Below are 13,398 nucleotides of genomic sequence, written 5' to 3' on the forward strand. Positions count from 1 at the left end.
GCCGCTTTTGTAGGGTGGGCGGTTTGTAATTCAAGCCACTGGCTTGAATCACTCCCGCCCGCGCGTTCAAACACATCATGAAAACCGGCGCGCGTCATTTCAGGCGTGATTTGAACGCGCGGTCGGCGAAGCCGACCACCCTACGGTAAAATCCTGCTTTTCCTCCTGCTGTTCCCCTCTCCATGATCGTTCTCGGCGTCGAATCCTCCTGCGATGAAACCGGCCTGGCTCTGTATGACACCGAGCGCGGCCTGCTGTCCCATGCCCTGCATTCACAGGTGGCGATGCACGAAGAATACGGCGGCGTCGTGCCCGAACTCGCGTCGCGCGACCACATCCGCCGCGCCTTGCCGCTGCTGGACGAAGTCCTGAAGCGTGCCGATATCCCGATGTCAGCCATCGACGCCATCGCCTATACCCAGGGCCCCGGCCTGGCCGGTGCGCTGCTGGTCGGCTCGTCGGTCGCCTGCAGCCTGGCGCTGGCGCTCGACAAGCCGGTGCTCGGCGTGCACCACCTGGAAGGCCACCTGCTGTCGCCGCTGCTGGCCAGCGAGCGCCCGGATTTTCCTTTTCTTGCGCTGCTGGTCTCGGGCGGCCACACCCAGTTGATGCGGGTGGACGGCGTCGGTCGCTACACGCTGCTGGGCGAGACCTTAGATGATGCCGCCGGCGAAGCCTTCGACAAGTCGGCCAAGCTGCTGGGCCTGGGTTATCCGGGCGGGCCGGCGATTTCGCGCCTGGCCGAATTCGGCGACCCGACCGCCTACACCCTGCCGCGCCCGATGCTGCATTCGAAGGACTTCAATTTCAGCTTCTCGGGCCTGAAGACCGCGGTGCTGACGGTGGTGAAGAACCACGAACAGAAGGTTGTGGCGAATATCTGCGAGCAGGACAAGGCCAATATCGCGCGCGGCTTCGTCGATGCGATCGTGGACGTCTTGACTGCGAAATGCGTGAATGCGCTGCGCCACACGGGCTTGAACCGCCTGGTGATCGCCGGCGGGGTCGGCGCCAACAAGCAGCTGCGCGCCTCGCTGGACGCAGCGGCCGTCAAGCGCCGCTTCAAGGTGTATTACCCGGAGCTCGAATTCTGCACCGACAACGGCGCCATGATCGCGTTTGCCGGCGCCCTGCGCCTGGCCCGCAACCCGGCGCTGGCCCAGCGCGACTACGCCTTCAACGTGCGCCCGCGCTGGCCGCTGGACGAGCTGGAGGCAGCGTAAACGCAAGCAAAAGCGGCCAAAGCGCGGCACCCGAATGGTGCACGCGTGGTGCGCGCGATATTGAACTTGCAAGGCTGACATCGATCCTACGGTGTGACCGCCCCTCGCCAAACGATGGCAATATCCGACGGTTAAGATTTACGGAGGGTTTGCGATGCGCGTAGTAAGTTGGAACATTCATTGGGGCTGTGGCAAGGACGGACGGATCCGTATTCACGCGATCATCGACGTCCTGCGGCGGCTGAATCCGGATGTGGTGTGCCTGCAAGAAGTGGCGGCCAACCATCCGGAACTGAATGGCGGCGCCACCGCGAACCAGTTCAAGCAGCTCGGCGGCGCTTTTGGGGGCTACCACATGATGGAACACGCCCCGAGTGAGCTCTACAAGAACAATTCGCCTCGCCTGTTCGGCAACCTGATCCTTTCGAAATACCGTATCTCGCAGGTCCACCGCCATTTACTGCCGTGGCCGGCCGACCCGGGCAATCCGGCAGGCATGCCGCGCGGCCTGATCGAAGCGGTGCTCGACGCGCCCAACGGCAAGCTGCGCCTGATGACCACCCATCTCGAGTACTACTCGCCGCTGCAGCGCATGGCGCAGGTGCAGCGCATCCGCGAGCTGCATGCCGAGGCCAGCGCCCGCTCGCGCATCTTCCAGCCAGACCCGAACCTCGACGCGCCTTACCAGCTGGGCTTCCGCCCGGCCTCAAGCATCCTGTGCGGCGATTTCAATTTCGCCCCGGATGCCGAGGATTACCAGGCCCTGCTGGCGCCCCTGGATGGCGGCGCCCCGCCCTTCCTCGACGCCTGGCGTGTCGCCAACGGCAATGTCGCCCGCGCGCCGACCACCGGCCTGCATGGCTATCCGTGGCCGGAGCGGCCGGAATGCTACGACCATTTCTTCGTCACCGACGATTTGGCGCCGCGCGTGGCGGCAGTCGAGGTGCAGTCGGAAACGGCGGCCTCGGACCACCAGCCGGTGGTCCTGGATCTCAAATAACGCCTGGAGTAACGCTTACTGCTGCGCCGGCTCGGCCGGCGCGGCATCGAGCTTGGCGGAGATGTCGCGCAGCGCCTGCTCGAACACTTCCGGCGGCTGGCCGCCGGAGATGAGGTGGCGCTGGTTGATGATCACGGCCGGCACCGACTGGATGCCTGCACGCTGGAAGAACTTCTCGCGCTCGCGCACTTCATCGGCATAGTCGGCCGACTGCAGGATGCGGGCAGCCGTTTCCACATCCATGCCGATGCGTTCGACGGCGCGCAGCAGCGCATCGTGGTTACTGGGGTCTTCGCAATGGGTGAAATAGGCTTCGAACAGCGCCATCTTGAGGTCGCGCTGGCGGCCGGATTCCTCGGCCCAGGCCAGCAGGCGGTGGGCATCGAAGGTATTATAGATGCGGCCGCGCCGCTCCATCTCGAACACGAAGCCAACGTCAGATCCACGCTGGCGGATCATCTCGCGGCTGTTCGCCTGCTGCTCGGCGGTAGCGCCGTATTTCTCGGTGATGTGCTCGACGATGTCCTGGCCGTCCGGGCCCATGTCCGGGTTCAGCTCGAAGGGCTGGAAATGCAGGTCGGCCGCGATCTCGCCGTCGACGCGTTCGAGCGCCTGCTCCAGCGATTTGAGGCCGATCGCGCACCACGGGCACGAGACGTCCGATACGAAATCGATCCTGAGTTGCTTGGTCATGAATGCCACCTTTCCTGTTCAATGCGGCACGGTGCGTGCCAGGTGGCGGTATGGTAACGCGATGTGGGGATAGACGTGATGCGAGGGGGATGTTTGACTGCGGAACGCAACTTGGACGAAACGATGCCAGGGGCATCGTTTCCGCCTGCGCCGGGATGACGGTTTTTAAGCTAGTGATGCGAGGTCAAGCCAGCTTTTAGCCCGCTCTCTCGGCAGGTCATCCCGGCGAAGGCCGGGATCCCATTTCTGCAAGCAGCCGCAAGCCTTATTTCTTCTTCGCCCCCGCCGACTTGCTCCCGATCTTCGACTCCTTGCCGGCCATCAGGTTGGCGATATTCCCGCTATGCCGATACAGCAGCAGCGCACTCATCGCGGCCACCGCAAACAGGATCTCGTCGGCGCCGAACAGCAGCCCGTAGTAAAACGGCGCGAACACCGAGGCGACCAGTGCCGCCAGCGACGAATAGCGGAAGGCGTAGGCCACGATCAGCCAGGTCGCCAGCGTCGCCAGTCCCAGCCAGACGTTAATGCCGAGCAGCACACCCAGCGCCGTCGCCACGCCCTTGCCGCCGACGAAGCGGAAGAACACTGGCCATAGGTGGCCCAGGAAGACCGCGATGGCGACCAGCGCCACGCCGGCGTCGTCGATGCCGTATTGCGGACCGTATTTGATCGCCAGCCATACCGCCAGCCAGCCCTTGAAGCCGTCGCCGATCAGGGTGGCGATCGCCGCCTTCTTGTTACCGCTGCGCAGCACGTTGGTGGCGCCCGGGTTCTTGGAACCGTAGGTGCGCGGGTCAGACAGGCCGAACACGCGGCTCATCACGACCGCGAAGGAAATCGAGCCGATCAGGTAAGCGGCAATGGTGGCAATCAGGGTATTCATCTGGTCTCTTGTCTTTGTTGTCGGTTCGGGACTGCGGTATCCCGTGGGGCGCACGGAATATACACCATCGGCTGTGCTGCCTGGAAGCTCACTCCAGCGCGCATTGCACCGGCCGTGCGCCGAGCACCTCGGCCAGCACGGCTGGTGCGATGCCGACCAGGTAGCCGCGGCGGCCGCCGTTGATGTAGATCCGGTCCAGCGCCAGCACGCTTTCTTCGACAAACACCGGCATCGGCTTGCGCAGGCCGAAGGGCGAGGTGCCGCCCACCAGGTAGCCCGAATGGCGCTGCGCCACGTCGGGCTTGCAGGGCTCGACCGACTTGCAGGGAATCGCCCGCGCCAGGTTTTTGGTGGAGACCTTGCAGTCGCCGTGCATCAGCACGATCAGCGGCCGCGCCGCTTCGTCCTGCATTACCAGGGTCTTCACAACATTGTGTTCTGGCACGCCGAGTGCACGCGAGGAAACGGCGGTGCCGCCATGTTCTTCGTAGTCGTAAGGATGTTCGGAAAATGTGACGCCATGCTTGCGCAGGAACTGCGTCGCAGGGGTCTCAGACACGTGCTCTTTCTTGGCCATGCGTGGTACGCTAAAGACGAACATAAGGGGTTTCTATTATGCAGCAAGAAATTCGCTTTGCCACCTTCAATGCCTTCAACCTGGCTCCGCCGGGGGTACGCTGCTACGACAACCTCGAGCCCTGCACCCCGGAACTATACGAAGCCAAGCTGGACTGGACGGCACAGCAACTGGACCTGTTGAACGCCGACGTGATCGGCTTCCAGGAAATCTTTTCGCAGGCTTGCCTGCGCGAGGTACTGGCGCGTACCCGCAACTACCGCGAGGCGACCCACCTGGGCTTCGACCCGGACCCGGAGGCGCCGCGCCTGACGCCGAGCGTGGCACTGGTGTCGCGCCTGCCGCTGGCAAGCCCGGGCCGTGCGCTGTCGCTATTCCCGGAAAGCGTGACCATGCCGCCCGGCAGCCGCGATCCCGACCGCTTCACGCGCGCGCCGCTGCACGCCGAGGTCGAGCTGGCGCCGGGCACGTTTGTTGACGTGGTGGTGGTGCACCTGAAGTCGCGCCGGCCCGACTACCGCAGCAGCGACACCGGCGAAGACCCGAATTTATACGCCCTCGCCTGCCTGCGCTCGCTGATCCGGCGCGGCACCGAAGCCGCCGCGCTGCGGGTGCTGCTTACCGACATGGCGCGCGACCGCCAGCGCCCGCGCGTGGTGCTGGGCGACTTCAACGACGTCGCCGATTCGGTGACCACCGAGATCGTGCTGGGCGAAGGTTCGCCGCTGGCCGAACGGATGTTCGATGCGGCCCGGCTGCGGCGTCACCAGGACGGCCAGCGCAATGTGGGTTTCTCGATCGTGCACGAAAGCCGCCACTCGACCATCGACCATATTTTGGTCTCGCACGAATTCAATCCGCTGGTGCCGAATGCGATCGGCGAGGTGATGGACGTGGTGTATCTCAACGATCACCTCGACCTGGGGCTGGCGCCGGCGTCGGACCATGGGCAAGTGCTGGCGCGGGTGCTGCTGTATCCGCAGGATGGGCAGTTTCATGGCGGGCTGGATTGAAGGGGTAGTGACGCCCCTTCGGCCGCACCATCAATGATTCCGCGACCCGTAGGGTGGGCAGATTCTGCCCACGCGTTCAACCAGTAGCAAGATCATCGCGCCGGGATTTTCCCCACCAGCTAACGCTCCTGACGCGTTCAGCCAGCGGCAAGATCATCGCGCCGGGCATTTCACCTGCTACCTATCACCGCGTGGGCAGGATCTGCCCACCCTACGGTCTAACTCTAGCGGAACCGGATCACCTGGGCGTCAAGCCAAAATCCGGCCGGCTACTCGCCCCCGCCGCATAAAACCCCTGGTACTCGTCGCACCCATGCTCGCGCAAGAAGCGCAGCTGTTCCCCGGTCTCCACGCCTTCCGCCACCACCCGCAGCCGCAAGCTGCGCGCCACCGCAATGATCGCCGGGATCAGCGCCGCATCGTCCGGGTCGTGCTCGATGTCGTTCACGAAGCTGCGGTCGATCTTGAGCTTGGATAGGGGGAAGCGCCGCAGCGAGGACAGGCTGGCCATGCCGGTGCCGAAGCGATCCACCGCCAGCTGCACGCCCCGGGCGCGCAGTGCCGCCACGGTGCCGTCCAGCCCGCCATCGCCCTGCATCAGCGCGCCCTCGGTGATTTCGAGGTGCAGGAAGGCCGGGTCCAGTCCGGACCGGCCCAGCGCCGCGTCGACAGTATCGAACAACTCGTCGTGCAGGAACTGGCCGTCCGACAAATTCACTGCCAGGGTGACTTCGTGTCCCTCGCCGCGCCAGCTGCGCACCTGGCGGCAGGCTTCGTCCAGCACCCATTCGCCGATCGGCACGATCAGGCCGCATTCCTCCGCCACCGGCAGGAATTCGTGCGGCAGCAACAGGCCGCGCTGCGGATGGTGCCAGCGGATCAGGGCCTCGACGCCGATCACCCGGCCGCTGCCGACATCGAGCCCGGGCTGGTATTCGAGCAGGAACTCGCCGTTGTCGAGCGCCTGGCGCAGGCCCTGTTCGAGCTCGCCGCGTTCGACCACGCGGGCGTTTATTTCCGGGCTGAAGAAGCGGAAGCTGTTGCGGCCGTTGTGCTTGGCGTGGTACATCGCCACGTCGGCATGGTGCATCAGGGTGTCGACGTCCTGGCCATCGGTGGGGCAGATGGCGATGCCGATCGAAACCGACAGCCCGAGCACCTGCCCGCCGACGTCGATGGGATGTGAAATCGCCTGCATCACCGAGGCGGCCACGTGCGCGGCCTGGTCGGCGCCGCCGATATCGGCCAGCAGCACCACGAACTCGTCGCCGCCGAGGCGGCTGATGGTGTCGACCCGGCGCACGCATCCGCGCAGGCGCGCGGCGACCTCGCGCAGCACGGCGTCGCCGGCCTGATGGCCATTGTTGTCGTTGATGGACTTGAAACGGTCGAGGTCGAGGAATAGCACGGCGAAGCTGTCGCGCTGGCGGCGCCAGGTGGCCAGCGCCTGGTGCATGCGGTCGAGGAAGAGCGTGCGGTTCGGCAGGCCGGTGAGCGGGTCGTGCTCGGCCTGGTGCCGCACCTGCTCTTCGACCCGCTTGCGTTCGGTGATGTCGGACATCATCGCCATATAGCTGCTGGCCTGGCCGTGCGGGTCGCAGATGGTGGTCAGGGCCACCCAGGAAGTGTAGCGCTCGCCGTTCTTGCGCACCGCCGGCATTTCGCCCTGCCAGTGGTCGTTGCCGTCGAGCTGCGACCAGATGCTTTCGTAAAAGCCGGTTTCGTCCTCGCCCCAAGGCAGGCTGGCCAGGGTCGAGCCGACGATGTCGGCCGCATCGAAACCGGTGATCGCCGTGAAGGCTCCGTTGACCATCTGCACGCGGTATTCGGCATCCATCACGATCATCGCCTCGTGCGCGTTCTGGAACACGCGCGCTGCCTGCATGAGCTTGTCTTCGGCCTGCTTGCGCGCCGTGATGTCCACCTCCATGCAGAACACCTGCTGGGCGGCGCCGTTGCGCTTGACCGGGAAATGGTTGGAGTGCAGCCACAGGCGCCGGCCTCCGGCGGTCTGGACCTTCCAGTCGCGCGGCGCCGGCGCGACGCCGTCGTGCCAGATGCCGGCGATGGTGTCGTCGAACTCGGCCTGGCGCTCGAGGTGCGAGACGATCTCGCGGAAGGGCCGGCCCAGCGCGCGGCTGGCCGGAATGCCGAACAACTGTGCGCAGGCATGATTCCAGAAGCGAATGATGCCGCCGGCATCGACCGAATGCACGGCAACCGCCGGCGCCAGCTCGATCGCCGTCACGAAACGGTAGAGCCAGTCGAGCGCTTCGCGCCCGGGACCGTCGACGTCAAAGCCGTCGAGCGGTCCATCGGGGCGCGGCTGCGGGCCAGGACCGTCGGGGCCGCGCAGGTGGTCGGTGGGGGCCGGAATGTCACGGGACGTAGCAGGGTTTCCGGTCCCTTCGCGTCCCGGATGAGCGCCACCAGCCTGGCCGTCACCGGCCGGCCGATCGTGTTTTGGCTCGCTCACGGGAAAGATCCTTTACAGACGGAAAAAGTCATGACGCCCATGACAATCCCACCATCTTCCACGCTCCCTGCGTATGCCGTTTGCGTAGGCGCAAAAGCATCGCCCTGGCATCAGTTCATCGCGTTTTTCTGCGTTCCAGACCCGCCGCCCGGCGGCCTGTCGCATCCCGCTGGAAGCGGGTGGCCGTGTTCCTTATAGTTTCACCGTGCGCAAGGAGCTCCATCTTGTCACCAAGACGGAGCCCGAGCGCGAACCCATGTCAGCTGGCGTTTTGCGACACCGTCTCTGCGGATTCCCCTTCGGGGGCGTCCGCCGAGACGTCGGACGCTTCGCCCTCAGTGCCGTTCGGCTCGTCACGCTTGGCTTCCTGCTTGCGGCGCGCTTTTTCTTCCGCCTTGCGCTTCTTCTCGAGTTCCCGCTGCCGTTTTTCGTACCCGAAATTTGTCTTTGCCATGTTGTCCTCGTTGCGGTGAAAAAAGATGGTCGTGCGACCGTGCCATGGGCATTATGGACTAGCCGGCCCGTCCCGGCTTAATTTAACCCCTTGGATGATGCTGGGCATGCAGGTGCTTGAGGCGCTCGCGCGCAACATGCGTATAGATCTGTGTGGTCGAAATATCGGCGTGTCCCAGCAGCAGTTGCACTACCCGCAGGTCGGCGCCGTGGTTCAGCAGATGGGTGGCGAACGCATGGCGCAGCGTGTGGGGCGACAGCGGCCCCTTGATCCCGGCCTTGAGGGCGTGCTTCTTGACCAGGATCCAGAACATCTGGCGCGTCATCGGTCCCCCACGGCCAGTCACGAACAGCGCGTCATCCACCTGGCCGTTCAGGATGATACCGCGGGCATCCTTCAGGTAGCGCTCCATCCAGACCCGGGCTTCCTGGCCGAAGGGCACCAGCCGGGTCTTGCTGCCCTTGCCGGTGACGCGCAGCACGCCGTCGTTCAGGCTGACTTCGACCAGTTTCAGGGCCACCAGTTCCGATACCCGCAGTCCGCTCGCATACATCAGTTCGAGCATCGTGCGTTCGCGCAGGCCTAGTGGCGTCGCCACGTCGGGCGCGGCCAGCAGCGCTTCGACCTGGCTTTCGCTCAGGGTATGGACGAAGCGCAACGGCTGCTTGGCCGAGGCCATCTGCAGGCAGGGATCGATCGCAATCTGGTTGCGGCGCAAGGCCAGGGCGTAGAAGCGCTTGAGCACCGACAGGCGGCGGTTGGCGGAACTGGGTAATGTGTCGGCGTGGCGCTCGGCGAAATAGGCGGCGATGTCTTCCGGCCCCACGGCCAGCAGGCTGGCGCGTTCCGGCCGCCTGGCTTCCAGCCAGCCGGCGAACAGCCGCAGGTCGCGGCGGTAGGCATCGAGCGAATTCTTGGCCAGCCCCTGTTCCAGCCAGAGCGTGTCGCAGAATTCGTCGATCAGTCCCAGATCGATTGCTGCTGCCATGGAGATGCGGTGGCGCCTTCGTGCTGCAGCAGCCAGCGCTTGACCGACAGGTGGAAGCCGTTTTCGTCGTCCTGGTTCGAGAAGCCGCCCAGGCCGCCGGACGCCGTCACGCGGTGGCAGGGAATGATCAAGGGGAACCAGTTGGCGCCGCAGGCCTGGCCGACGGCGCGCGGCGCCGAGCCGATCAGCTTGGCGACCTGGCCATAGGTCTTGACGTTGCCGCGCGGGATGGCGGAAATCTCGCTCCAGACGCGGCGCTGGAAGTCGGTGCCGGCTTCGAACAGCGGCAGGTCGAAGCGGAAATCGGGATCCTGCAGGTAGCTTGCCACCTGTCCTGCGGCCTGGGCTGCGACTTCGTTGTCGGCGGCCTTCTCGTCGAACGAGGGCGGCAGGTAGACCAGTTCGCGCACGCGGCCGTCCTGGGTGCGGATGCCGATCGCGCCGAAGGTGGTCGGCACGATGGCGTTGAACAAGGCGGTTCCCTGGTCTGTTTTCATTCTCGCATCTTAACCGCTGGACTCCTCCCCGGCCACCCCCTTTTGCCCCGGCAGGCGGGGAAATAGGGACAAAAAAAAGCGCACCCTGGGTGCGCTCCAATTCGGATCACGTTTCCGGCCGTTTAGCTGTGCCAACGGCTTCTGTAAAACGTGTGTCTCCTCGAATGTCTCCGGTACTAAGACCGTGTTTTATTTAGTACTCCCCAAAACCTTGCTGTGTTCTGTACGCCTACGCACCAAGCTAGTGCGTGAAGGCCCCATCATAACGCAAGCTTTCTGCTCAGGCGTATCTTTTTGGCCACATTACTTTAATTATTTTACTTATGAAGAATTCGCATGAGCGTTCGCTTCGTGCGTGTCATATCCATGTCATCCAGCCGCGATGGCAGGCCGCTCAGCGGGCCACCTCCTGGCGGATCGCGCCGACCACGTCCTTGCCGATCCGCCCTTCCATTTGCGTGTATACCGGCGCCATCGCCCGGCGCCAGGCCGCCTCCTGCGCCGGGGTCAGCGTATGGATGGTGGTCTTGCCCGAGCGCCGGATCGCTTCCAGCGCCTCGTCATTGGTGCGCTGGGCGATGGTTTTCTCGTAGGTAGTGGCATCGACCATCGCCCGCTCCAGGGTCGAGCGGATGTCACGAGGCAAGCCGTCCCAGAACTTCTTGTTGACGATGACGGCGTAGCCGAGATAGCCGTGGTTCGACACCGTCAGGTGCGCCTGCGATTCGTGCATACGCTGGGTAAACATGTTCGAGGGCGTGTTCTCGGTGCCTTCCACCACGCCGTCGCGCAGGGCCGGGGCGGTTTCCGAAAAGGCCAGGGCCAGCGGCTGGGCACCGAGGGCGCGCATCTGCGCGTCCAGTACTTTCGAGGCCTGGATGCGCATGCGCAGGCCGCGGAAATCCCGTGGTTCCAGCAGCGGCTTGTTGGCCGACATGATCTTGAAACCATTGTCCCAATAGGCCAGGCCGGTGATGCCTTTCGGCTCGAGCTTGCGCAGCAGGTTGCGGCCGATACGGCCTTCCAGCACCGCGTACAAGGCCTTCTTGGATGGGAAGATATACGGCAGGTCGAAGGCTTCGAATTCCTTCACGCCCAGCGGCGAGAACTTGGCCAGCGAAGGCGCCAGCATCTGCACCGCGCCGAGCTGCAGGGCTTCGAGCTCCTCGCGGTCCCTGTAGAGCTGGCTGTTCGGGTAGACTTCGACTTTCACCCGGCCCTCCGTGCGCTGCTCGGCCAGCGCCCTGAAGCGCTCGGCGGCCCGCCCTTTCGGCGTATCGGGCGCGACCACGTGGCTGAACTTGATGACGATCGGCGCCTGGGCCCGGGCGCACGGATGGGCGCAGGCAAGAAGTGCGGCGAGGAGCGCGGCAGCCAGGGCGTTCATGTACATGACGGTGTCGGTTCTTCCTGGTGAGGACATTAGAATGCATCCAGTCTGCGCGGCCTTGGCCTGGGCCGCCATCGTGGACTTCCACAATCGCCCGACAGTGTAACGGAGGCCGGAGCCCTTGAAGACTTTCCCCCATGATTAAGCAGCCTGAGCAGCCTCCCTTCCCGCCGCCCGCCGCGCCGAGGGCCACCGAGCGCGTACGCTCGTGGCGCTGGCTGGTGCCGGTGCTGCTGGTGCTGCTGTTCCTGGCGGTGCTGATCTGGCTGCCATGGCAGGCGCGCCAGATGGAAGCCACCGAGCGCCAAGAGCAATTGATCGCGGACACGCTGTGGGTCGAGCAGACCCTGCGCTTCGAACTGGCGCGCAGCGAAGAGGCGCTGACCAACCTCGGCGCCGACCTGGTCAACCGTCCGCCCTCACCGACTGCCCTGCAGGCGCGCTTCAAGCAGATGTTCAACAACGGCCACGAACTGGTGCGCGTGGTCTGGTACGGCCCCGATGGCAAGGTGAGGGCCAGCCACGGCCTGGAGCCGTCCACGCTACTCCCCGCGCCGACCCGGCTCGCGGCCGACGTGGCCGCCGCCACCCGGCGCGCCCGCTACAGCGAGCCCTACGGCGCCACGCCCACCTCACCGGGTCTGCTCGATTTCTACCTGCCGCTGTATGCGGATGGCCAGCCGGCCGGCAGCCTGGTCGCCACCTACAGCCTGCAGGTGCTGCTCGACGAAACCGTGCCCTGGTGGTTCGCCCAGGACAATGCCCTTAGCCTGCTCGACCGCGAGGACCGCACCGTTGCCCGACGCGCGGCCGGCGGCCCGGGACGCGGCGTCTACACGCACCGGCGCGAGCTCGACTTGCCGGGCGCACTCGTCGTGCTGTCCACCGACAGCGTGAAACGCGCGCCGCAACTGCTGCCGAATTTGCTGGTGGGCTCGGTGATCGTGCTGGCGCTCGGCCTGGTGCTGAGCCTGGGGGCGCTGTGGCGCCACATCTCGCGCACCCTGGCGGCCGAGGCCGCGCTGCGCCAGCAGATGGCCTTCCGCACCGCGATGGAAAACTCCCTGATCACCGGCCTGCGGGCGCGCGACCTGGAAGGCCGCGTCACTTATGTGAACCGCGCCTTCTGCGAGATCGTCGGCCTGCCGCAAGAAGAACTGGTCGGCAAGAAGCCGCCCATGGCCTATTGGGCGCCGGAAGTGATGGCCGAATACGAGGAGCGCTTCCGCGGCGTGCTCGCAGGGAATATCACGCCCCAGTTCGAGACCGTGTTCCAGCGCCCGGATGGCGTACGGGTGCCGGTGCTGGTGTTCGAAGCGCCGCTGGTGGACGCCAACGGCCGCCAGTCGGGCTGGATGAGTTCGGTGCAGGACATCACCGACCGCAAGCGCGCCGAAGAACTCAACCGCCAGCAGCAGGAAAAGCTCGAAGCCAGCGCGCGCCTGGCGACCATGGGCGAGATCTCGTCGATGCTGGCGCACGAGCTGAACCAGCCGCTGGCGGCGATTTCGAGCTATACGGCCGGCGCGCTCAACGTGCTCGAGCGCTCCACCCAGGCGGGCGAGCCGGTCAATCCGGGCATGCTCAGGCATGCGCTGGACCAGGCCCGCCAGCAGGCCCAGCGGGCCGGCCAGATCATCCGCAGCGTGCATGAATTCGTGAAGAAGCGCGAACCGCGGCGCGAGCTGGTGACTATCCGCAGCGTGATCGACGGCGTGCATGCGCTGGTCGAGCTGCAGGCGCGCCAGGCCAATGTCGTGCTGCGTATCGAGCAGGCCCCGCAATTGCCGCCGGTGCTGGCCGACCGCGTGCTGCTGGAACAGGTGCTGCTCAACCTGACGCGCAATGCGATCGAGGCGATGCAGGACACGCGACTAGAGATGCGCGTGCTGCGCATTGCTGCGGCCCAGGCCGATGGGCAGGTGACGGTGTCGGTGATCGACCGCGGCCACGGCATCGCGCCGGAAGTGGCGGCCGGCCTGTTCTCGCCCTTCTATTCGACCAAGGCCGAAGGCATGGGCATGGGCCTGTCGATCTGCCGCACCGCGATCGAGTTCCATGGCGGCACCTTGAGCCATGCGCCGAACCCGGGCGGCGGCACCATCTTCACCTTCGCATTGCCGGCGCAAGCGGCGGGCGGGGCGCTGGGCTAAAATCCGCCATGCGGCGTTTGCCGCCATGACAACAACAAGGGCCACGCC

The 13,398-nt window shown here is 65.3% G+C and carries 12 protein-coding genes; 4 read left to right on the plus strand and 8 right to left on the minus strand.

Annotated features, from left to right (window positions below):
• Positions 1-182 precede the first annotated feature (182 nt).
• Together tsaD and HGB41_RS08315 are read left to right on the plus strand one after the other, a co-directional pair.
• Entirely contained in the window at positions 183-1,223 is a 1,041-nt protein-coding gene (gene tsaD, locus HGB41_RS08310) for a tRNA (adenosine(37)-N6)-threonylcarbamoyltransferase complex transferase subunit TsaD (RefSeq protein ID WP_171083034.1), read from the plus strand.
• Between the two features lie 154 nt (positions 1,224-1,377).
• Entirely contained in the window at positions 1,378-2,223 is an 846-nt protein-coding gene (locus tag HGB41_RS08315) for an endonuclease/exonuclease/phosphatase family protein (RefSeq protein WP_171083036.1), read from the plus strand.
• Positions 2,224-2,238: 15 nt separating this feature from the next.
• Here HGB41_RS08315 and HGB41_RS08320 read toward each other — a convergent pair whose 3' ends face one another.
• From HGB41_RS08320 to HGB41_RS08330, 3 genes are all read right to left on the minus strand, one after another.
• Complete coding sequence (locus HGB41_RS08320) at positions 2,239-2,916, minus strand: DsbA family oxidoreductase (RefSeq protein ID WP_171083038.1); 678 nt, start codon at positions 2,914-2,916, stop codon at positions 2,239-2,241.
• A 265-nt stretch (positions 2,917-3,181) separates the two neighbouring features.
• Positions 3,182-3,802: a glycerol-3-phosphate 1-O-acyltransferase PlsY gene (gene plsY / locus HGB41_RS08325; protein ID WP_171083040.1), complete on the minus strand. Its 621-nt coding sequence runs from the start codon at positions 3,800-3,802 to the stop codon at positions 3,182-3,184.
• An 88-nt stretch (positions 3,803-3,890) separates the two neighbouring features.
• Entirely contained in the window at positions 3,891-4,379 is a 489-nt protein-coding gene (locus HGB41_RS08330; protein WP_171083519.1) for an aminoacyl-tRNA deacylase, read from the minus strand.
• 38 nt (positions 4,380-4,417) lie between these two features.
• Between HGB41_RS08330 and HGB41_RS08335 the strand changes: the two genes are divergently transcribed.
• Complete coding sequence (locus tag HGB41_RS08335; RefSeq protein ID WP_171083043.1) at positions 4,418-5,392, plus strand: endonuclease/exonuclease/phosphatase family protein; 975 nt, start codon at positions 4,418-4,420, stop codon at positions 5,390-5,392.
• Positions 5,393-5,630: 238 nt separating this feature from the next.
• Here HGB41_RS08335 and HGB41_RS08340 read toward each other — a convergent pair whose 3' ends face one another.
• From HGB41_RS08340 to HGB41_RS08360, 5 genes are all read right to left on the minus strand, one after another.
• Complete coding sequence (locus HGB41_RS08340; protein ID WP_371868487.1) at positions 5,631-7,868, minus strand: putative bifunctional diguanylate cyclase/phosphodiesterase; 2,238 nt, start codon at positions 7,866-7,868, stop codon at positions 5,631-5,633.
• A 259-nt stretch (positions 7,869-8,127) separates the two neighbouring features.
• A complete protein-coding gene (locus HGB41_RS08345) occupies positions 8,128-8,322 on the minus strand; it encodes a hypothetical protein (RefSeq protein WP_171083045.1) in 195 nt (64 codons plus the stop codon).
• An 82-nt stretch (positions 8,323-8,404) separates the two neighbouring features.
• The gene (xerD, locus tag HGB41_RS08350; RefSeq protein WP_171083046.1) at positions 8,405-9,310 is read right to left on the minus strand and encodes a site-specific tyrosine recombinase XerD; all 906 of its coding nucleotides are present in this window, start codon (positions 9,308-9,310) and stop codon (positions 8,405-8,407) included.
• Positions 9,283-9,807, minus strand: coding sequence for a methylated-DNA--[protein]-cysteine S-methyltransferase (locus HGB41_RS08355; protein WP_171083048.1), 525 nt, complete (start codon positions 9,805-9,807; stop codon positions 9,283-9,285). Before HGB41_RS08355 ends, xerD begins: the two co-directional genes overlap by 28 nt.
• A gap of 394 nt (positions 9,808-10,201) precedes the next feature.
• Positions 10,202-11,200: a TRAP transporter substrate-binding protein gene (locus HGB41_RS08360; RefSeq protein ID WP_171083524.1), complete on the minus strand. Its 999-nt coding sequence runs from the start codon at positions 11,198-11,200 to the stop codon at positions 10,202-10,204.
• A gap of 134 nt (positions 11,201-11,334) precedes the next feature.
• Between HGB41_RS08360 and HGB41_RS08365 the strand changes: the two genes are divergently transcribed.
• Entirely contained in the window at positions 11,335-13,350 is a 2,016-nt protein-coding gene (locus tag HGB41_RS08365; protein WP_171083050.1) for a two-component system sensor histidine kinase NtrB, read from the plus strand.
• Positions 13,351-13,398 lie beyond the last annotated feature (48 nt).

This window comes from Telluria aromaticivorans (assembly GCF_013003915.1).
GTDB lineage: Bacteria > Pseudomonadota > Gammaproteobacteria > Burkholderiales > Burkholderiaceae_D > Telluria > Telluria aromaticivorans.

Coding starts and splice junctions, on each gene's coding strand:
- tsaD (WP_171083034.1), top strand. CDS start 183: ATGATCGTTCTCGGCGTCGAATCCTCCTGCGATGAAACCGGCCTGGCT.
- HGB41_RS08315 (WP_171083036.1), top strand. CDS start 1,378: ATGCGCGTAGTAAGTTGGAACATTCATTGGGGCTGTGGCAAGGACGGA.
- HGB41_RS08320 (WP_171083038.1), bottom strand. CDS start 2,916: ATGACCAAGCAACTCAGGATCGATTTCGTATCGGACGTCTCGTGCCCG.
- plsY (WP_171083040.1), bottom strand. CDS start 3,802: ATGAATACCCTGATTGCCACCATTGCCGCTTACCTGATCGGCTCGATT.
- HGB41_RS08330 (WP_171083519.1), bottom strand. CDS start 4,379: ATGGCCAAGAAAGAGCACGTGTCTGAGACCCCTGCGACGCAGTTCCTG.
- HGB41_RS08335 (WP_171083043.1), top strand. CDS start 4,418: ATGCAGCAAGAAATTCGCTTTGCCACCTTCAATGCCTTCAACCTGGCT.
- HGB41_RS08345 (WP_171083045.1), bottom strand. CDS start 8,322: ATGGCAAAGACAAATTTCGGGTACGAAAAACGGCAGCGGGAACTCGAG.
- xerD (WP_171083046.1), bottom strand. CDS start 9,310: ATGGCAGCAGCAATCGATCTGGGACTGATCGACGAATTCTGCGACACG.
- HGB41_RS08355 (WP_171083048.1), bottom strand. CDS start 9,807: ATGAAAACAGACCAGGGAACCGCCTTGTTCAACGCCATCGTGCCGACC.
- HGB41_RS08360 (WP_171083524.1), bottom strand. CDS start 11,200: ATGTACATGAACGCCCTGGCTGCCGCGCTCCTCGCCGCACTTCTTGCC.
- HGB41_RS08365 (WP_171083050.1), top strand. CDS start 11,335: ATGATTAAGCAGCCTGAGCAGCCTCCCTTCCCGCCGCCCGCCGCGCCG.